This window comes from Desmospora profundinema, from assembly GCF_031454155.1.
In the GTDB taxonomy this organism is placed as follows: domain Bacteria; phylum Bacillota; class Bacilli; order Thermoactinomycetales; family DSM-45169; genus Desmospora; species Desmospora profundinema.
The window spans coordinates 494,236-514,072 of sequence record NZ_JAVDQG010000003.1 but is presented as its reverse complement, the minus strand read 5'-3'; the positions used below and the strand labels follow the sequence as shown (position 1 = coordinate 514,072).

Genomic DNA, 19,837 nt, shown 5'->3' with positions numbered 1-19,837 from the left:
AACCATACTGAAAGGGAGAGGCGATCCGATGTACATGGGCAGAAATCTGGACGAATTGATAAACATACCCCTTTCTCAATGGGAGAGGGAAGAATTGGCGTATCATCATTTTGCGATGTCTCAATTATCACCATTGATGAATGTTCAGGGAATCAGTCTCCACCATCAGTTGATTGAGGAGATTGAGCGCCGGGGCGGCCTATAATGTTACAATTCTTCCCACTCCCTCCGCTGCAATGATCGGTAAGGAGGAAGCGATCAATGAAAAAGCGGTTCATCGTTCCTATGTAAACGGTAAAACCCCGTCCTTTCACCGAAAGGACGGGGTTATTCATTTTAATCACCACTGGGCACCATGTCCTCTACCTCTGTGGGAGCGGATTGCACTTGCCGGCTCTGATTTTTCGTATCGTTGGACGAGTATACTTCTACCGTCAGAGATCCTCCTTGCAGGAAGGAACGAATTAAAATGGGCCGATCCAGGTTATTGCGAAAACGAAAATCGGGCCCATGCCAAGCCACGGTGGCATCCCGCCCTTTGGGAACATAGGTCACCTCGGCACTGTGGGAATAACGCGCCGTGATCTCCAGTCCGGCATTGTCCACACTGTTGTAAAGGGTGGAGGAAGTTTGGCAGATCCCACCGCCCAGCCCTTCGCTGTATTCCCCTTTTACGATGATGGTCGCCGGTTTGTATCCCCGAGCGGTAGTACGCTGCCCCACTGTTTGATTAAAGGAGAACTCCTCCCCCGGATTCAATACCCGGTTATGGATGGCGTCACTGGACAGACGCACGTTGGTTGTGCGATTTACATTTCCTGCATTCAAGTAGGTGGTATAAGTTCCGATGCGCTTTTCATTCACTCGCCGGATATCATTCTCCGTCACTCGGGGAGCAACGGGTACGGTTGGAATTACCTCGGGATGGTTGAGTCGAGTGGGCAGTTGCTCCAACCAGCGATCCATCGCTTCCAGATCCATCTTCCTGCCTTCCTTGGCAGGCTGGATCGTTCCCCCAAAACGTTCTGCCTTGGCGTTTTGAGCCGGAAGCTGCACCTCTTTGGCGATGGATTTTAACCATTTCTCCCATTTTTCTTTATCCAGGGTAGAAGGGTCTTCCCCGTCATATCCCCACTTTCGCAAATCCATTTCCCATCGCTGGTCTCCATGGACCAGAATCAGAGGTAAGGGCTCCGGTTCCGGCTCCGCCTCCACTTCCGCTTCCTCCGGATCGCCCGCTTCCTCCACTACCGAATCGGCGTGGGAGACCGGGCTTAACGGCTGCAGGGATACCCATGCCAGCCCTGCAACAGCAAACACTCCCAGAGTCAGGGAGGTCCACATGAACGGAACCGGCTGGATCCGATCCAATGCGAACCTTTTGGCCAGCGGGGTTTGCTTCAATCCATCCAGAAGACGCCTGCCCGCTTCCTCGGATAGATGCACCACCTTCGCCCACAAGGCAGCCAAAGTCAACCCGGTACCTGGCCCGTCTTTATCATTGGATATGGAAGGATCCCCTCCTGATTTTGTCGATTCCGACAGTTCTGGGTCGCCTTTTTTTTCCGTCTCTTCCGCCCGTTTGTCAGGAATTTCCGGCTCTGCTTTACGCAACGCTTTCTCTTTCTCGTTCACGTTTTCTTCTCCCCTTCGGATTGACACCTTCTCCGGCTAGCAAATGCCGGTCAGGCAGACCCGTTTCTATATTCGGTTTTCAGCTGACAGATTGAGGGACGGATCAAAACAGACGTCCTTGAATTCCTCCGATTCCTTCCCGCTTCTCGGAAACGAGTCGGATTGCCTTATGATAAACATTGGGAAATGCCAATCGGTCCCATTTTCCGGGCTGTACCCACTGGTAACGGTCGGACAGCATTTCCATCCCGGACTCCGCGTCTCCCTCCACGATGGTGACTCGCCATCGGCGATGACTGAAGACGTGTTCCAATTCTCCCAGGGATGCTCCCAACTCCACAGGGAAACCTTCCTTCTCCAGGGCTTGTTGCAACGTTTCGCCAAGAGTCTTCTCGTTGGGGTTGTTTTCCACGGTGGGCAGCCCCCACATGCCAGCCAACAGCCCTTCCGGGGGGCGCTTTTCCAGCAGAATCCGGCTGCCATCCGTGATCCAACCGAAAGTGACGGCAACAGGCACCGGAGGTTTCGCCTTTGATTTAACCGGCAATTCCGCCTGAATTCCCCGTTGCCGCGCATGGCATTCATCCCGAACCGGGCAATGATCGCATCGGGGAGCCAGCGGGGAACAGATCAGGGCCCCCAACTCCATTAACGCTTGGTTGAAATCACCGGGCCGATCAGCAGGAATCACCTGAATCGCCAATGTTTCGATCCGTTTGCGGGTGGAGACTTTGGCCACGTCGTCCCACAACGCCAGCCACCGGGAAAAAACACGCATAACATTGCCGTCCACTGCCGGGACCCGCTGGTCATAAGCAATGCTCAATATCGCACCTGCGGTATATGCCCCTACTCCCTTCAAACGGGAAATCTCTTCCCATTGCTGAGGGACTTCTCCGTCGTAGGAGGCAGTCACTTCCCTAACGGCAGCGTGCAAATGACGGGCGCGGGAATAATAGCCCAGTCCTTCCCAGGCTTTCACCACCTCATCTTCATCTGCCCCGGCCAGGTCGCCCAGAGTGGGGAAACGCTCCATAAAGCGCTCATAATAGGGGATCACCGTATCGACCCGAGTCTGTTGCAACATGATCTCCGAAACCCAGATGCGATAGGGATCCTGGTTGATTCGCCAGGGAAGATCCCGTTTATTCTGATCGTACCAAGCCAACAAGTTTCGTTGGATCGCTTCGACCCACCCGGATTCCAGCCGGGGAAGATTCGATGTTGACGTACGGCTCACGGTATGCCTCCTTTGATGTTCCGTTCCAGATGTCATGAGTGTCCGGGATTTCGGCCGGAGTGGAGGTTAATCAGGCGAAGCCGCTGACCATCCGCCATTTCCTCCATCACCAGCAACCGATCAGCAGAGGAGGAAAGATAAAATCCGAGCAACTTGCGGCTGGTTTGATAAACGATCTTTTCTTCCATGTTCTCCGCTACAAACACCACTTCGTGATCCCGGGCCAGCCATACCCCGTCGGGATCAAAGCGGACCGATGTACGGTACGGTCCATCATCGGCAAAACTATGGTCATAGACGCGTGACTCTTGCGTGTTCAGATTGATCAACTTTAACACCCCGTTCACGGAGTAGGATAAATACTCCCCTCCCGGGCTCAGGGTCAAATGAGTTAGTTTGGTGGGGGCCACGTTTTGTTCGTTTTCCATATAATGGAATCGTCTCCCATCCATCACGTGCACTTGTGCAAAAAACCATTCACCATCCAGTTCTCTGCCAGTGGGAAAAGAGAAATAACGACCCGTTGAATCCCAAACCGGCTTCCCCAAAATCGGTTCATCCTCAGAAGCGCGATGAAGAGTTGTTGCAGACGCCGTCTTCATATCCCATAATACCAGGGAGTTACCCAGTGGGACAGGCTGACCGTTATCGCCATTCCCGTAAGGAGCTTTCCCGTCGGAAAACGGCACATAGAGGATCGCATCATGCACAGGGGACCAGGTGGCTGCTGAGCCTTCCAATTTGTGAATCAAGTCCCCGTCTTTCGCGCTGACGATCCATTGGTTGTTCAGGAGCATATACTCCCCGGAGGGGGACCATTGAACCGATTCAGTCGGTTGCAAGTACGAATGGGAAACGTCTTCTAGAACGGGTACCGCTTTGGCTTGATCCAACCGAAATAGGGTAAGGTTCCAGCCCTTCTGTCCCTCCCCGATGTAAACAAAAGCATCCTTGACAGGCGATACGAACAGAGGCTGACCGCTGTCAGGAATTCTGCCCACCTCGGACTGTTCACCATGGGCCCATTCCAACACCAACCGACGACCGAAGTCGTCGGTCTCTACACGGAGTCGGTGCCCTTCTTTCAACAGATGTACACTCTCATCGCTTATCGATTCGTATGATCCATCGTCGCGCTTCCATTCACCGGAATCCATATTAAAAACATAATCGTCTTTCCGCCCACTGGTATCACCCTGGAAGAAAAAAAGATTTTCCTGATCGTGATAAGGGATAATTTCGTTAAATACGGCCTCACTTACTACTTCCGGGGGCGATTCAATCGGTTGGCTCACCCAGCTTATCCAAACTAACCCTGTAATCAACACCGTAACAAAGCTGATCCCGATCCGAGTCCTCCGTTCATTCCGGTATCCCTCCTCTACCGGAACGACAGGAGCGGTGTCCGGATTGGCATGACCCTGTTGATCCAACATCCGAAACGATCCCTCCCACTAGAGAACCCGAACAGTGTTGATCAGGGAGTACGGTGCATCCTGGAGAATGGCAAAATACTCCTCTGAACTCAGTGTATCAAAAAGCATGTTGTTGATTAAGGAATTTTTTGTGGCGCTATTACCTCCTCATGGGGAAACCTTATTGTAAAGATTCCTTAAAGGCGCATTTTGTCGTTTAATCATCCTTTATAATGATTGCGAATCCATTTTGGAGGAGGATCACATGGATACCGGAACCCATTTCCTCATGGGTGTAGGGCTGTTTGGTCTCGCCCACTTGGACCCGGCAGTGGCCCAATCGGAAATGACTGCCCAGGCGGTGTTGCTGGGAACCATGATCGGCTCTCAAGCACCGGATTTGGATACGCTGTATCGCTTCAAAGGAAACACCACTTATGTGCGTAACCACCGGGGTTGGTCCCATTCCATCCCGATGTGGTTTCTTTGGCCTCTGCTGATCAGTGCGGGTATCACCTTGTTTTGGGAGCCTGTCTCTTTCCTTTCCCTCCTCGGATGGACGGGACTGGCCGTACTGACACATGTGGCAGTGGATCTGTTCAATTCTTACGGAACACAAGCATTGCGTCCCTTCTCCAATCGTTGGATTCGATGGCACGTTCTCCCCATTATCGATCCCGTCATCATCACCCTTCACTTGACCGGTTTCGGATTGTGGGCTTGGTCTTCGATGCCTCCCGGACCTCTTTTCGCGGGCTTGTATGCCATGTTGGCCGGCTATATCGCGGTTCGCCGGTGGTTACGACTTCGTCAGACCCGACAAATAACAGCGGATGCCCAACCAGACGAACGCTTGGTCCTTCTGCCCACCATGCGGATCGGATGCTGGCAGGTAATCGGTGAAGGAACCGAAAAGATTCGATTCGGGCGGCTGGAAAAAGAAACCCTCACATGGGAACAGGAAGTTTCCAAGGCAGCGATCCACCATCCTGCCGCCCAAGCCTCCCTCGCTCACCCGGCCATTCGTTTCTTTTATGATTTTTGTGATCATCGGTTTGTAAAAGTGGAGCCCAGCTCTATCGGATGGGAAGTTCGCTGGTCAGATGCCCGCGACCACCGCCATGGGGAGTTTCCCTTCCAAGCGATCGCCTGGATCGATTTGCAGCACAAAGTCTTGGACGCCTCAATCGGGTGGCTGAGTACGAAAAGCGTTCAAAGGCGCCGTACCCACCTTCAGTCTCTCAACAACAGGGGGTAAAATAACCGCTTCAACCCTCATCCTTTTATGCTATAATGAGGATCGTTCAGGCCCGCTGTCAGCAGCGGGCTTTCCAGTGCAGGGAACAATCGCCCCGGAAAAACGGATGAGAATTTCCCGAACCCTGAACATACACTATCAAAGAGAAACAGACTTGTCCGAGTGGGTGGGTGAAAAGAAATGGCATCTTTCGTTTTTGGCTGGCTCACCGCCGCGGAATGGATGGAAAATATGGAGGAAATGCAAGGATTAGCAGAAGAGATCGTGGAAGATCCCGTGACCAACCTTTGGGTACCATTGGTGGAACATGTGTTGATGCCTGCCGGTCAAATCGCAGTCATCACCCTGCTGACCTGGCTGGCACTTCGCTTTTCGGGAAAACTGGTGGACCGGCTTCTCAACATCAGCCATTTCCAACAAAACAGGGGCACCACCTTAGCACGGCTGATTAAATCCACCTCCCGATATGTGATCTATTTCATCGCAACCATTACCATCCTGGATACACTGGGAATTGAAGTGACTCCGATTCTGGCGGGTGCGGGGATCGTTGGGCTGGCTGTGGGCTTTGGCGCGCAAAATTTGGTGAAAGACGTGATCACCGGCTTTTTCATCATTTTCGACAACCAGATGGAAGTAGGGGATTATGTTCAGATCAACGGCAACATCGAAGGAACCGTGGAAGAAATCGGCCTTCGCGTCACACGGATCCGTGAATTCAGTCAACGCCTTCATTATGTATCCAACGGGGAAATCACCCGGATCACCAACTATAACCGGGATCGGATGCGGCCCATGATCGCAGTCACCGTTCCCTACGAAGCGGACCAAAGTCTCGTCCATCAAACGCTGCAGCACCTCTGCGAAAATTTGAGTAAACGCTTTGCCCCTTATGTCATTGAACCCTTCTCCATTTTCGGAGTAACCAATATCGGCCGCGACGGTGTGGAGTACACCCTGATGGCTGTCGCCACACCGGATGAATACTGGATGATTCAACGGGAAATGCGAAAAGCAGTGGTCCACCAATTTAACGAAAAAGGGATTGAGTTTGCGTACCCGCGTCAGATCCTGGCAGGATCCCAAAACCTCTCTTCCCTGCTTTCCGGAACATCGGAACCGAACAAAGACCGGGAATAATCCCGGTCTTTGTTCGGCTTTTATAGGAGGCTCTCCACTACCCATGCTCCGGCAAGTGTAATCGCCACCGCGATGCCCAGCCAGATTCCCGTTCGCTTTAAGTCCACCAGCAAAACCCGGATCGGATTGACGATTCGATCTTGTTTCTGCGCTTTCTTGTTTTTTTCCTGCGCCATCCTGCTCCCCCCCCATTTGGTGACATTCGGTATTTTACAAAACCGAAAAATACCTGTAAGATAATTGTAAAGAAGGTGATCCATGCACTTCCCATTTTCAGAATTCATATACTAAATGGGAATGGTTTTGGCCTCTTTTTGATATCTGCCATTTATGACAAAACCGGCAAAGCAAGAATAGAGGTGACCACGTCATGTTGTTTCACGACCGGATGGTGATCATTCACCAATCCTATGGAACCCCCCGCGTCATCTACTCCTTGCGCAACTGTCTGGAACGGAATCACATTGAAAGTCAGCTTCACGTCAAACGTCAAAAACCCATCACCACCTACCAGCTCCTCGTTCCCCGCCGGGACGCCAATAAAGCGTTGGACCTGTTAAAGCGTTACAAACGGGAACTGGAGGAAGCATAAAAGCCCTGTTTGGGAACCGATAACCCCGTCGTAAGCGGGGTTTTTTTATTCGTTTTTTATCCTTCACTTAGCCGATCCCACAGGTAAAAGGTGGCATAGCTGCGCCAGGGAGCCCAGGCGTCGCCGAGTTGGCGTACCGTCTCGATGGTCGGCTGTGAATCATGGCCATAAACCTGCCGGATCGCATTGCGGAGGCCGATATCCGCTGCCGGCAACAAATCGGGCCTTCCCAGGCCGAAAAGAAGGAAGCACTCTGCAGTCCAACGGCCAACTCCCCGCAACGGGAGCAACTGTTCCATCACTTCCTCATTAGACAGGTGCTCCAATCGGAACAAATCAAGACGCCCTTCCGCCACCCGGCGGGAAAGATCGATCACATATTCCGCCTTGCGCCGACTAAATTGCAGGGCCTGCAAGTCTTCATAGCGAAGACGGGCCACCTCTTCCGGGGAGGGAAATACGGTCATCTCCCCTCGATCCGTGCGGATCGTTTCACCGGCGGTCTCCACCAGACGTCCAATCAAGGTGGCAGCAAAGGTTACGTTCAACTGTTGGCTGATGATCGTCTTCATCAGGCATTCGTAGGGATCCGCATCCAAGACAATATGAAGCCCTTTCCGTGGCTCCACCACGGTATGGAGCATGGGATCTGCGTTCCGGATAACTTCGTAAAAGGGTGTCAGGTCCACATCCAGGGAAAACATCCGCCGGATGCGGACTTCCAACTCCTGTACGTTTTCATCCTCCAGAAGGGAATCGGTTTGGACTTCCAGCGCATCCCCCAACCATCGCAGTCGCAAAAGAAGCGGACGGTCCGCCAGTCGGATGGTCCGCAGGAGATCCTCCCCATCCTGACGGTAGGCCGTTTTTTCAAATTGGATGAGACGGCGGCTCGTCTCCTGAAATGAATAGATTCCTTTCGGCTTTAATCGCAACCGTACCATGGCAGCCCCCTTCCGCTCATCTCTTTCTACCATTATACCAAATCAACGGGGACGTTAAGAAGTAAGGGCCCGGCAATCCCGGGTCGAAAACGATATTTAATAAAGGGAAGAAAAAATAGCCCAGGTGGAGTGAAAATCCACTTGGGCTTGTTCAACTTTATGGGAACGGACCGATGCGGGTGGGCACGGCCCGGGAAGCACTCACTCCACCAGCTCTACCCGCACTCCTTCTTTCACTCCAAACTGCCTGGCCTCATCCACATCATTCATATAGACATCGATTTTATTGCCTTTGATCGCTCCCCCCGTATCCTGAGCCACCCGGTAACCCACACCGTCGATATAAACTCGGGAACCGATCGGGATCACCTCCGGGTCAACAGCGATCGTCACCCCTTCCGACACCTTCGCACCGCTGGAAGTAACACCGTATGCGGGATGCCCTGGCGATTTGCCGGTTGATTCCGGACCAGCTGTATAAGCGGTCAAGGTAAATGAGCCGAGGGATTGGCCCCGTGCCATGGCCGGCATCGCATCCTCACCGCCAGAACGGCTCGGCTTTCTTTTCTCCGTAGACTTGTTCGCCTCCCGCTGGCGGGGCAGACGCAGCTCCTGCCCCACCCGAATAAAGGAAGGATCCGATAGATCGTTTAACTCCGCCAACGTCTCCACATCGGTCTTGTGTTGACGAGCCAACGCGAACAGGGTATCTCCCCGTTGCACCCGGATGACGGAGTTCTCCTTGGCAGCGGCTTGACCGGACCAAGCAGGGAGGGATTTGTCGGCAAAGAGCGTAAAACCGCCCACCAAGCAGAGGCCGGCGGCGACCCAGCGCAGGATCGACATACGAATCACCTCATAGATTGATAGATTCGTTATCCATCCTGGCCCAAGTCCCCCCCTTCTATACCTGCATACTCCATTTTTTGGACACGGAGCCTCAATGGATCGGCTCCGTTGTTTAACCCTCCAACGTCGGGTAACCCTCTCCGCTACACGGCCCATGAGCCGGAACGTGATCCAGTGAAATTCACTCAAATCCAATTGTTAAAATAAGCTCTACTCTCTTCCAGTGTGGATCGTTATTTTGCTTTTGGTTGTTGCACCCCGGTGTCAGCTTGTTTACTATGCCTTTGGTATTTTTCCGTCACAAGAATGATTTTGCCAATGGTAATACCGTTTTCAAACGTTTCATGAGCAGAGCGGATCTCTGCCAGAGGAAACTGTTGATAGATGATCGGCTGTATGGCACCGTCTGCCGTAAGTTTGAACAGATGAGACAGATCTTCTTTTATCCAGTTCGGCTTTTTCTTTTTCAATACAACGAGGCTGTAAAATTTGCTTCGCTTTCCGTCCGGTCGTATTTTTAACGATATCAGACGCGCCAGACTCTGCAGGATGGATCGTCTGGAACCATCGCTCTGAAATCCGTATCCGATCAGAATACCCCTTTTACGGAGCACACGGTAAGAAAGGTTAAAGTGGTACCCACCGATTGGATCAAAAACCGCATCCACCCCTTCCGGCACCATTTGATTAATAACCTCCACAAAATCGGTCTGTCTATAGTCGATGGGAAATGCTCCATAACGGGCAACGATCTCATGTTTGGCTGAGGAGGCCGTCCCGTACATGTTTACTCCGATCATCTTCCCCAATTGCAATAAAGCGGTACCCACCCCGCCTGATGCACCGTGGATGAGAAGGTTTTGACCGGGTTGCACTTTCGCGTAACGGTGAAGCATTTGATAGGCGGTCAGATAATTTAGCACAAGGGAGACAGCTTCCTCGACTCCAACGCTTTGGGGAACGGATACCAGGTCTTTATAGTGGACACAGATGTATTCACTGTTCCCGCCCACAATCGTCAAAGCAGCAACCAGCTGGCCTTTTTTAAACCCAATCACCTGGCTGCCGACCTTCTCTACCCTCCCCACGATTTCAAAGCCGGGGGTGAGAGGCAACCTTTGCAACGGTGGGACCAGGATCCCTTTGCGGATTAGGATATCTCCATGAGCCACACCGGTGGCGAGGACTTTCACGAGCACTTGCTCCTCTTTCGGCATGGGCATCGGTTCCTCTATCCATTGCAATACTTCCGGTCCTCCGTATCGTGTAATGACCACGCGATGATTTTTTTCCATGACTCATTCTCCTTTATGTTAAAAATAGGTAATAAAAAAGCCGCTTTGGTTAGTATTCACTAACCAAAAGAGCGAGAAAAAGGGGCTATATTAGCCCAATCAAACCAAACATGCGCTTTCTAATTTCTTCCAAATTTGATTCCGTATGCAGTTTGACACCATTCTCGACAAACACGGCCAAACGGAGTAACGCACCGATTAGCAATGCGGCCGTCAATTGCGGATTTTGAGGTGGGATAGCACCGCTGTCAATGCCGTCTGCAATCAATTCCGTCATCGCTGTCAGGGGAAGCCGGTGTTCCTGAGCGATCTGGACAAACCATTCGTGCCGCTGACTGAGCAACAGAAGACCAAAATGATCTTCATCCAGATTGTTGACGATGCCCCGGATCAAATCGGAGATCCGCTGGTCGAACGGAGCGGATTGCTTCCTGTAATGGTCAATGAGCTGGGTATAATGATCGGCATAATAAGCAAAGACAGCTTTGGCCAGCGCAGATTTGCTAGAGAAATGCTTGTAAAGGGCGGCATCCGTCACACCCGCCACTTCCCCGATCGCCTTCACGCTGGTACCGTCGACCCCTTGTTGTGAAAAAAGTTTGATGGCCGCTTTGATAATAGCCTCTCTTTTACTGTTGGTACGTGTTGATTTGCTCATACACTAATGGTAAGTGAACACTAACTAAAAGTCAAGCATCTGGTCATCAGTAATGAGTCTAAGGTTTGTCCTTATTAGCCGGAAAACGGCGTTTCATAATCGCTAATATTTCGAAAAGAATTGCCCATATAACAAGTGTCTCAGACTATCCCCAATAGAACGCACTTAAAGGCAAAGAGTGGGGAAACATCACCTATCTATTTACAATATCACCGGTCACACCATTACTCCGCCACTTCCAACACGTAAGTGGAGAAGGTTCCTTCATCCGCATATCGGCTCATCCAATATCCACACCGAGGGACGGTACAACAGGCTTCTCACCAAAGTGATCCACTGTTTCATTCCCCGGGAAGTATCGAAAGATCCGATCACCCCATGGCATCCGTTATGCACCGTTCCGGCAGGAAATCCATCCCTCGCCAAATAGAGAAGAATGGCCGCCCCCCATCAGGAGTCGGCCATGTTGGTCTTGTACATCGGTTCCGATATTTCGTCGAGAGTTTGATGAAAGCTCGGAGCGAAATGCTCCAAAAAATAGTCCACTTCCGGCATATCCAATCCATCCAGCCGTTTTTTTAAATCTTCCTTTGCAACAGCAAACTCTCGGTTTCCCGCCGAGATTTCCGACACGCATTTCAAGTAACCGTCCAACAGATCGGCTCCTTTGACCCAGCGATACACGTCGGATTCCGCATGGTTGATCAAGGGCCTGTAGGACTGGCGCAATGCTTCCGGAATCATTTCCGACATCCGCTCGGCGGCCAGGGACTCGATCTCGTGAAATCCTTTGGAAATACGGGGATTGTGATGTTTGACGGGACTCGGAATATCTCCGGTGATCACTTCCGTGGCATCATGGAACAAGGCCATGGTGACCGCCCGCTCCACCGGAACCTCCTTTTTGAACACTTCTGAGCCGATTGTGCATAAGGCATGGGTCAACAGCGCGACATGAAAACTGTGTTCCGCCACATTTTCAGGCATGACATTCCGCATCAGACTCCAGCGACGGATGAAACGGAGCCGAAACAAATACGCAAAAAAAGGGTTCAACCGGATCACCTCGAAGACCCGAATGACGCCGTTTGCTCAGAGTCTTGCCCATCGGCCATCTTCGACGGTTGACAGGTCCAGTCCGGTTTATGCAGGCAACGTCGCTCATACTGTGTATGGATCATAATAACAGCCAACATAAAGATCAGACCGATTTGCGGGGCGATGATGGGATAATCGTACATCCCGTGACCCAACAGGGCGAACACCACCGAGATGAGCATACCTGCCAACCGTTTTTCTTCTTTGGAATTGGCGGACTTTCTCCATCGCCGTGCCCGGTGGGTGGTAACCACAATCAGGCTCAGAAAGAGGATCAGCCCCAACACCCCAAATTCACTGGCGATTCCCAAAAACACGTTATGGGCATGAAACAGATAACGACCCGTCATCTCTTCAAACAGATGGCCGAAGTGAAGAGGCAGCACCCCGAACAGCCAGCTTTCGGAAAAGATTTGGTATGAATTCTGCCAGACGAATATCCGGACTTCCGCCGTTGCAAACAAGGTTTCTTCCCTGGGAATCAAGGTTTTATTGGTATAGATGATCAGGCCGAAGACAACCAAGCCGATAAAAAGCAGCACCGCCCGCTTCCGGTTCCCCGTCATCCACACCTGGACCAACAGCCCGATTACCAGACCCACCCACGCGCCGCGGGATCCGGTACACCAAATCGCGGTACAAAACAAAAAAAAGGTTGCAAAAGCCGCCACTTGATGGGAACGTTTGGACAATACAGAAGAGGCGTAAATACTCATTAAGGCGAGACAGATCAACAAGGCCGCCGCCAAATTGGAATTAGAGGCCGTACCGATACTGCGGACGGACTCCGCCTGCTGCATGGGATAAAAGCCGAGAATATAAAAGAGCGTATTTTTTTCCGTGGGAATCCAATCAATCCGCTGGAAAATCGTAACCAACGCTACATAGATTCCCCCCAGCCAAAAGAGAAGGTACATCCGCTCCACTTGACGCCAAGACCAAGACAGCCCTTCCTTTACCCAAAGGGTTAATAAATAATACAAACCAAACATGACGATGGGAATCAGTCCCACCGGCAGCCATCCGAATAAAAGAAACGGGTTGAATGCCCAGCCAATTGCGGAAAGGACCAAAAAGCCGAGAAAGACCCCTTCGGGCCAACCACGGACCACCCATTTCCCTTTCAGCAAAAACGGAGCCGCCAAACCCAGGGCCAGCAGTACCACCGCAGGTAAAATGGGAGAAATCAAGATTGAGAAATATAAAAACTGTATCCAACGCTCCATTAGCGGTTGTCGCGAGTCAAGTTCCAACGTAAAAGACTCCCTTTGCCATTGATTGGTGGATCCGATGTATTGAGTACCTCTTGCATTATATCCATCCACTGGCAAAAGAACAAGATCTATGAGGGTTTCTATTTTTAAGATCCCGTGTAGGGCGGAACCAGCTGGCCCAACACCGCTCGGATGCTTTTGGAGGGATGGATGTTCCAGCGCCACTCCATCATCCGCTTCCGCATGGGATCCAAGCATTCGGGATGAGCCAGCCAGTGAGCCAACCACGCATTCACTTCCACTTTATCAGCCGCTTGGTGTGCCAAACCTTGATCCACCATGAATCGGCCGTTTCCTTCCTCTTGTCCGGGAATGGATCCGAACAGCAACAAGGGTTTTCCCTTGACGATCGCTTCCGTGCAAGTCATTCCCCCCGGCTTTGTCAGAAGCACATCGGCAGCATCCATCCAATCGGCCATTTCCCTCGTAAACCCCGTGATCCGGATATGGGGATGGTCGCACTCCGGACGACTGGACAACGCTTGCCGAAGCTTCTGGTTGTACCCGGTACAGACGATGATCTGCAGGCGTTCGCGCCATTTGGCCACCGTGGCCACCAACTCCTCCGTGCGGCCCATACCAAAGCCGCCTCCCATGATGAGAACGGTCGGCATGTGGTGAATGCCCAGTTTATTCCGGGCTTCTTCCTTGCTATGGCTTATCCAGAAACGGCTGTCGGTGGGGATGCCCGTAACCGCCACTTTTTTTCGATCCACTCCCATGGCGGCCAACTGTTCCTCCATTCCCTGATGAGGAACCAAGTAGAGATCCACCTCCGGGTTTACCCAAGAACCGTGAGCACAAAAATCGGTGATGACCGTGCAGAGTCGAACCGGCAATCCCTCTTTCTTTAATCGGGCCACCCCTGCGCTGGCGAAGGGATGAGTCGAAACAATCACCTGTGGCCTAAAGTCTGCGATGTAATCCGCCAAGCTGGAATACAGCGTCTGGTACAGGCACCATTGGATCCAACGGGGAAAAGAACGGCCATCATGCTTTCCATACATCCGCCGCCATAAACCGGGAGCTTTTTGGATCATGCCCAGATAGGAATACACCAGGGCTTGGTTCACTTGGGGGCGCAGCTCTCTTCCCAGCTCCACCAACTGCACCCGAACCTCTCCGTCCGTGGCCCGGATCCCTTTGGCCAACGCCTGAGCGGCACGTGTATGCCCCGATCCGAAGCTTTCGGAAACAAAAAGTACATTTTTGTTTCTGTTCCAGGCCGTACCCGGTGTCTCTTTTCCTTGTCCCGTCAGACCGCTTGACCAAGCCATGCGATCCATCCTTATCCACCTCTCTCCCGTTTCGCCAACAGACGAAAACAGGATTGACAACCTTATCTTCTGGGCAAAACCCTCCTCATCCTCGCTATGGAAGGCTCTCCCCCATGCAAACGTCACTTTCCGTCCATCTGTTTCAAGTGTCCCTTATTATACCATACACGCCAAAAGGACAACTCATGCAACCTTTTTCTATAATAAAAAGCGGATCCCCATCCGTCGATGGCTGGATCCGCTTTTCCCGCTTGGATACATATTGCTTTTACTTTTTGTATTTTTCCAAGACCGATTCCAGATCCTCCAGCATCTTTTCCGCCCCGAGTATGCCGCCGGACAGGTTCCAGAAGATATCATCCGCTTCGTGGACATTTCCTTTCTTCACTACATCCAATTTCTTAAACAGCGGTTTATCCATCCACTCTTCCTTCAACTCGGACGCTTCCCCGTCCCCTTCTTCAAAGGTGAGGACAAACAGGATGTCCCCGTCCATATCCGGAATCCGCTCCTCCGTCACTTCACTGGCAAACTCCTCCGATTGCTGGGATTTGGGCCGGTCCAAGCCCGCTTCCGCCACCACCGAATCCGGGAACCCATTATGATGGATCCGTACCATTCCCGGAAGGAAACGAACGATGGAAACTTTCGTGTCCAGCTTGTCCTTATACTTGGATTGGAATTCTTCCACCTTTTGATTCCAATCCTTCAGTTTCTGGTCTGCTTCCTCATTTTTCCCCATCGCTTCCGCGTACAATTGGAAATTCTCTTTCCAGACGTGACCGACGGTTTCACTGAAAACGGTAGGAGCGATTTCGGAGAGTTGATCATAGATCTTTTCGTGGCGCACCTTGCTTCCGATAATTAAATCCGGTTTTAAAGAAGCGATTTTTTCCAAGTTCGGCTGCACTTCTTCTCCTACCAACTCCACCCCTTCCATGTCATTGGCGATAAAGTCGTACCAAGGGTCTCCGATCCAGGATTGGACTGCTCCGATCGGTTTTACCCCCAGAGCCAACGCATCATCGACAGCGTCATTGGTCAGAACCACCACCCGCTCCGGCGTCCCTTCGATCGTCGTTTCACCCATGGCGTGTTTTACCACACGCTCTTTTTCCCCGCCTGGATCAGAGTTTGCCTCATCCCCGGTGGCTGGAGAAGAACACCCCGCTACGATCAATGAGAGCGCAAACACAACCGCAATCAAACGTTTCCAGATAAGTCCCTTCATGGTTGTCATCCTCTCCTTTCTCACTGATAATGATTATCATTCAATGCTTCCATCATAGAAGTCTCCTTTCCGACTGTCAAGAATAAACTTGAGAATGATTCTCTCTTATTGCTTTTCTGAGTGATAATGATTATCATAACAAACAGATCGATCTTTCGGTTTTCTTATTTTATTTGTGAGGAGCTTCACCATGTCGCAGCCTGTCTTGCATCGTCCAACCCGCCGTTGGGCGGGGTTGGTGTGGGGGACTGCCGCCATGGCACTGTCCATGCTGGCCAGTGTCAAATGGGGGTGGACCCAGATCGACTGGACGTCCCTTTTTACCGCCTACACCACCGACACCCCCACTCGGGAACAGTTGGTGGTTCAATCCACCCGGGTTCCCCGTGCACTGATCGCCGCCTCCGTGGGAGCCAGTTTAGCCATGGCTGGGGCATTGATGCAAGCGTTGACACGAAACCCTTTGGCATCGCCCGGTATTTTCGGTATCAACGCGGGGGCCGCTTTTTTCGTAGTGGCGGCCACCTCCTTTTTTACCGTTAGTTCTCTTCAATCCTACACCTGGATTGCTTTTGCGGGGGCAGCCGTGGCCGGTTTGATGGTCACTTTGCTCGGCTCTTCGGGCAGGACGGGACTTACCCCGATCAAACTGACACTGGCCGGTGCAGCGATGACCGCCCTTTTCTCCACCTTGACCCAAGGGATCCTGGTGATGGACCAGCGGACCCTGGAAGAAGTGTTGCTGTGGTTGTCAGGATCGATCGTAGGAAGAAAAGTGGAAACCCTGCTGTCCGTTCTCCCCTTCTTCGCGGCGGCCTGGATTCTGACACTGGCTCTTTCTTCCCCGATCACCACCCTGGTCATAGGAGAAGATGTGGCAAAGGGATTGGGGCAGCGTACCGCTTGGGTCAAAGCGGGAGCCGCGTTATGCGTGGTCTTGCTGGCCGGGGGAGCCGTGGCCGTAGCGGGACCGATCAGCTTGGTCGGCTTGTTGGTTCCCCACATCGCTCGCATTTTGGTCGGATATGACTACCGGTGGGTAATCCCCTACTGTTTTGTATTGGGGGGGACCTTTCTGCTGCTGGCAGACATCGGCGCCCGCTACTTGATCATGCCGGGAGGGCCTGTTATGGCATGGCTGACGGGGACAGGGGCCAAGGTCTCCGTCGATGAAGTGCCGGTGGGTGTCATCACCGCCCTCTTGGGCGTTCCGTTCTTTATCACCATCGCCCGAAGGAGTTTATCCCATTGAAATATCCGATCTCCATCCGATCTCCGATCGCTTCCTTCCTCCTGGACCGCCGGGCGCCATGGGTATGGTTGGCCCTCCTGCTCGCCAACGGTGCGTTGTTCACCGTCAATCTGGGAAGCGGAGAATTATCCATCCCGCCGCTGGACGTATGGTTGGCATTGCTCGGCCAGGGATCATCCGCCGACCAGATGATTCTCCACAGCCTGCGCCTGCCCCGAGTGGTCACCGCCTGTCTGGTCGGGATCGCCATGGGAACCGCCGGCGCACTGTTTCAAGGGGTGATGCGAAATCCTCTGGCCTCCCCAGATATTATCGGCGTCACCGGCGGCGCATCAGTGGCGGCGGTGGCTGTTCTCACATTCACAGGCTCCGGCGGAGGGGGCTGGCTCCCGCTGGCCGCCTTCGGGGGTGGAGCCGCGGCGGCGGCTTTGATCTACATCTTGGCATGGAAAGAAGGGGTCTCTCCCCTTCGCCTGGTTTTGATCGGAATCGGCATCCAGACGGCAGCACAAGGCTTAACCACCCTGTTTTTAATCTTAAGCCCGATCCATACTACCAGCCAGGCAATGGTTTGGCTGACCGGCAGCATCTATGCCAGCTCCTGGTCCACCGTCTACAACCTATTGCCTTGGTTGACCGTCTTTCTGCCCCTCGCCTGGCTGTTGACCAGACCGCTCAACTTGTTGCAGTTAGGGGATCCGGTGGCAGTCGGATTAGGCGGGGCCATCCAATGGCACCGCTTCGCCATCACTCTCACCGGTGTCGCCCTGGCGGCGGCAGCCGTATCGGTCGCTGGGCCCATCGGTTTTGTCGGGTTGATGGCCCCCCACATTGCCCGGTTATTAACCGGTCCCGCCTATGGAAGCATGTTGCCCGCCGCTGCCCTTACCGGATCGATGCTCGTGATGGCGGCGGATTGGGTCGCTCGGATCGCTTTTAGTCCGTTAGACCTGCCGGCGGGACTCTTCACCGCTGTGCTGGGGGCTCCGTTTCTGCTGGTCCTCCTGCTGCGGAGCGACCGTCACTCCACCTGAATGGGAGGAATCCACATGACAGCCGGTTTGCAAACAGAAGCCTTGACACTGGGTTACGGCGGTAAACCCGTCATCCAGAAATTGAACCTGTCCATTCCCAAAGGAAAGGTAACCGTATTCGTCGGTAGCAACGGCTGCGGGAAATCCACCCTGTTACGCTCGTTGGCCCGTCTGCTGAAACCGAGGGAAGGAACGGTCTGGTTGGACGGAAAGGACATCGCCCGCCAATCCACCAAAAAAACGGCCCGTAAGTTAGCCATTCTGCCCCAAGGGCCTACCGCACCGGAAGGACTAACCGTCCTGCAGCTGGCCAAACAAGGAAGATACCCCCACCAGAGTTGGCTGCAGCAGTGGACCGAAGAGGACGAACGCATGGTCCGATGGGCTCTGGATGTCACACAAATGACTCCGCACGCAGATCGGAGCGTCGATTCCCTGTCCGGCGGACAGCGGCAACGGGCCTGGATCGCCATGACTCTCGCCCAGGGAACTGATACCCTGTTACTGGATGAGCCCACCACCTACCTGGATATGACCCACCAAATTGAAGTGCTGGACCTTCTGTTTAATCTCAACCGGGTGGAAAAGCGGACAGTGGTGATGGTGCTTCATGATCTCAACCTGGCTGCCCGCTACGCGGATCACATGGTGGCTATCCGCCAGGGACGCGTCCATGCCCAGGGAGCTCCCGAAGCGATCCTCACGCCCGCTCTGGCACGGGAGGTATTCGAAGTCGACTGCCGAATCATCCCGGATCCCCTGTTTGGCACCCCGATGTTGATTCCCTATGGACAGGGAAGAATGTTATCCCCGAAAACTCTCATGGGAACGGGGAGTTGATCATGATGAAAGATGCCGCTGTACTGGAAAACCGGTTCCGCTGGTCATTTGAATCCGGGCAACAAATGGGAGACATTCCTGCCGTTTCATTGTTGGAACCAACGAGCCGTAAGCAACTGTTGGATCAGTGGCGGGAGCGAATCGGAACCCAGGAATGGAGCGTCGCCGCCTCTATGCTGGCCAAACGATACACCGCCATGATCATGCCGGGATGGTTGTTTACTCTCAGCCGGTTAAACCGGGTCATCCCCGTAACCCCACAGCGGTGGCTCTTCCGTTTCGGCGACGGTTGGGATGTCCGGCTCATCCTGCCCGCCGATACGCAGACAAACGCCCCCGTTTCCTCCCGAGAACGGGAATCTTGGCGGCAACAGGCGACTGCCGCCTTCTTCTGCAACCACTTGTCCCCTTTCTTCCATGCCCTATCGGACCATCTCTCCCCGTCCGTATCATGGGAGAGTGCCCTCAGCTACCTGTATTACTACTATGAAAGTTGGGAACGGGAAGCAGAAACGGAGGAGGAGCGGAAACGCCTACGGGAAGATTTCCTCTTTCTCACCCAGCGGAACAATCCCTGGATCGATGGAAGAACTCCCAACCCGCTTTCCATCCCGTTTCGCCTGATCTCGCCTCCGGAAGACGAAGGGGAGCCTCTCCGGCTCAGACGAACCTGCTGCCTGTATTACCGTCTGCCGGAGGCCGGTTGTTGCAGCAACTGTCCCCGTCGCAGACACGACCTGGAACCTTCCCATGCCACACGTACGCTGGCGGAGAAAAAGGGATGAAGACAAGCCGGACGCATCGG

At 53.0% G+C, this 19,837-nt stretch carries 20 protein-coding genes; 8 read left to right on the top strand and 12 right to left on the bottom strand.

The features are described 5' to 3' along the window. Positions 1-28 precede the first annotated feature (28 nt). Complete coding sequence (gene yfhS, locus JOE21_RS08860; RefSeq protein WP_309864886.1) at positions 29-205, top strand: mother cell protein YfhS; 177 nt, start codon at positions 29-31, stop codon at positions 203-205. 131 nt (positions 206-336) lie between these two features. On the opposite strand, the gene JOE21_RS08855 is transcribed toward yfhS, so the two are convergent. The 3 genes from JOE21_RS08855 to JOE21_RS08845 form a co-directional block, all read right to left on the bottom strand. Continuing rightward, a complete protein-coding gene (locus tag JOE21_RS08855; RefSeq protein ID WP_309864885.1) occupies positions 337-1,635 on the bottom strand; it encodes a VanW family protein in 1,299 nt (432 codons plus the stop codon). Positions 1,636-1,738: 103 nt separating this feature from the next. Further along, complete coding sequence (gene mutY / locus JOE21_RS08850; RefSeq protein ID WP_374709338.1) at positions 1,739-2,875, bottom strand: A/G-specific adenine glycosylase; 1,137 nt, start codon at positions 2,873-2,875, stop codon at positions 1,739-1,741. Positions 2,876-2,907: 32 nt separating this feature from the next. Further along, positions 2,908-4,311 (bottom strand): hypothetical protein, encoded by a 1,404-nt coding sequence (locus JOE21_RS08845; RefSeq protein WP_309864884.1) that lies wholly within the window; start codon positions 4,309-4,311, stop codon positions 2,908-2,910. Between the two features lie 244 nt (positions 4,312-4,555). Between JOE21_RS08845 and JOE21_RS08840 the strand changes: the two genes are divergently transcribed. Both JOE21_RS08840 and JOE21_RS08835 read left to right on the top strand, forming a co-directional pair. Beyond that, complete coding sequence (locus JOE21_RS08840) at positions 4,556-5,548, top strand: metal-dependent hydrolase (protein WP_309864883.1); 993 nt, start codon at positions 4,556-4,558, stop codon at positions 5,546-5,548. A 180-nt stretch (positions 5,549-5,728) separates the two neighbouring features. After that, complete coding sequence (locus JOE21_RS08835; RefSeq protein WP_309864882.1) at positions 5,729-6,688, top strand: mechanosensitive ion channel family protein; 960 nt, start codon at positions 5,729-5,731, stop codon at positions 6,686-6,688. Between the two features lie 20 nt (positions 6,689-6,708). On the opposite strand, the gene JOE21_RS08830 is transcribed toward JOE21_RS08835, so the two are convergent. Continuing rightward, positions 6,709-6,864: a hypothetical protein gene (locus JOE21_RS08830; protein WP_309864881.1), complete on the bottom strand. Its 156-nt coding sequence runs from the start codon at positions 6,862-6,864 to the stop codon at positions 6,709-6,711. Positions 6,865-7,058: 194 nt separating this feature from the next. Between JOE21_RS08830 and JOE21_RS08825 the strand changes: the two genes are divergently transcribed. Next, entirely contained in the window at positions 7,059-7,280 is a 222-nt protein-coding gene (locus tag JOE21_RS08825; RefSeq protein ID WP_309864880.1) for a hypothetical protein, read from the top strand. A gap of 56 nt (positions 7,281-7,336) precedes the next feature. Here the strand turns inward: JOE21_RS08825 and JOE21_RS08820 are convergent, their stop codons facing one another. From JOE21_RS08820 to JOE21_RS08780, 8 genes are all read right to left on the bottom strand, one after another. Next, complete coding sequence (locus tag JOE21_RS08820; protein WP_309864879.1) at positions 7,337-8,224, bottom strand: DNA-3-methyladenine glycosylase family protein; 888 nt, start codon at positions 8,222-8,224, stop codon at positions 7,337-7,339. A 201-nt stretch (positions 8,225-8,425) separates the two neighbouring features. Further along, positions 8,426-9,070 (bottom strand): 3D domain-containing protein, encoded by a 645-nt coding sequence (locus JOE21_RS08815; protein ID WP_309864877.1) that lies wholly within the window; start codon positions 9,068-9,070, stop codon positions 8,426-8,428. 236 nt (positions 9,071-9,306) lie between these two features. Beyond that, positions 9,307-10,368, bottom strand: coding sequence for a medium chain dehydrogenase/reductase family protein (locus JOE21_RS08810; RefSeq protein WP_309864876.1), 1,062 nt, complete (start codon positions 10,366-10,368; stop codon positions 9,307-9,309). 85 nt (positions 10,369-10,453) lie between these two features. Next, on the bottom strand, positions 10,454-11,026 hold the full coding sequence (locus JOE21_RS08805) for a TetR/AcrR family transcriptional regulator (protein WP_309864875.1): 573 nt from the start codon (positions 11,024-11,026) through the stop codon (positions 10,454-10,456). 450 nt (positions 11,027-11,476) lie between these two features. Then, complete coding sequence (yfbR, locus tag JOE21_RS08795; protein WP_309864874.1) at positions 11,477-12,091, bottom strand: 5'-deoxynucleotidase; 615 nt, start codon at positions 12,089-12,091, stop codon at positions 11,477-11,479. Then, positions 12,088-13,377: an O-antigen ligase family protein gene (locus JOE21_RS08790; RefSeq protein WP_309864873.1), complete on the bottom strand. Its 1,290-nt coding sequence runs from the start codon at positions 13,375-13,377 to the stop codon at positions 12,088-12,090. Before JOE21_RS08790 ends, yfbR begins: the two co-directional genes overlap by 4 nt. A gap of 107 nt (positions 13,378-13,484) precedes the next feature. After that, entirely contained in the window at positions 13,485-14,684 is a 1,200-nt protein-coding gene (locus JOE21_RS08785; protein WP_309864872.1) for an MGDG synthase family glycosyltransferase, read from the bottom strand. A gap of 259 nt (positions 14,685-14,943) precedes the next feature. After that, entirely contained in the window at positions 14,944-15,906 is a 963-nt protein-coding gene (locus JOE21_RS08780) for an ABC transporter substrate-binding protein (protein WP_309864870.1), read from the bottom strand. Between the two features lie 190 nt (positions 15,907-16,096). Between JOE21_RS08780 and JOE21_RS08775 the strand changes: the two genes are divergently transcribed. The 4 genes from JOE21_RS08775 to JOE21_RS08760 are packed head-to-tail and all read left to right on the top strand — an operon-like array spanning position 16,097 to position 19,817. Next, a complete protein-coding gene (locus JOE21_RS08775) occupies positions 16,097-17,158 on the top strand; it encodes a FecCD family ABC transporter permease (protein WP_309864867.1) in 1,062 nt (353 codons plus the stop codon). Then, positions 17,155-18,192 (top strand): FecCD family ABC transporter permease, encoded by a 1,038-nt coding sequence (locus tag JOE21_RS08770; protein ID WP_309864866.1) that lies wholly within the window; start codon positions 17,155-17,157, stop codon positions 18,190-18,192. The genes JOE21_RS08775 and JOE21_RS08770 overlap by 4 nt, the downstream gene beginning before the upstream one ends. Before the next feature lie 15 nt (positions 18,193-18,207). Continuing rightward, positions 18,208-19,032: an ABC transporter ATP-binding protein gene (locus tag JOE21_RS08765; protein WP_309864864.1), complete on the top strand. Its 825-nt coding sequence runs from the start codon at positions 18,208-18,210 to the stop codon at positions 19,030-19,032. A gap of 5 nt (positions 19,033-19,037) precedes the next feature. After that, positions 19,038-19,817 carry an IucA/IucC family C-terminal-domain containing protein gene (locus JOE21_RS08760; RefSeq protein ID WP_309864862.1) on the top strand — a complete coding sequence of 260 codons (780 nt, stop codon included), beginning with the start codon at positions 19,038-19,040 and terminating at the stop codon, positions 19,815-19,817. The last annotated feature ends 20 nt before the right edge of the window (positions 19,818-19,837 follow it).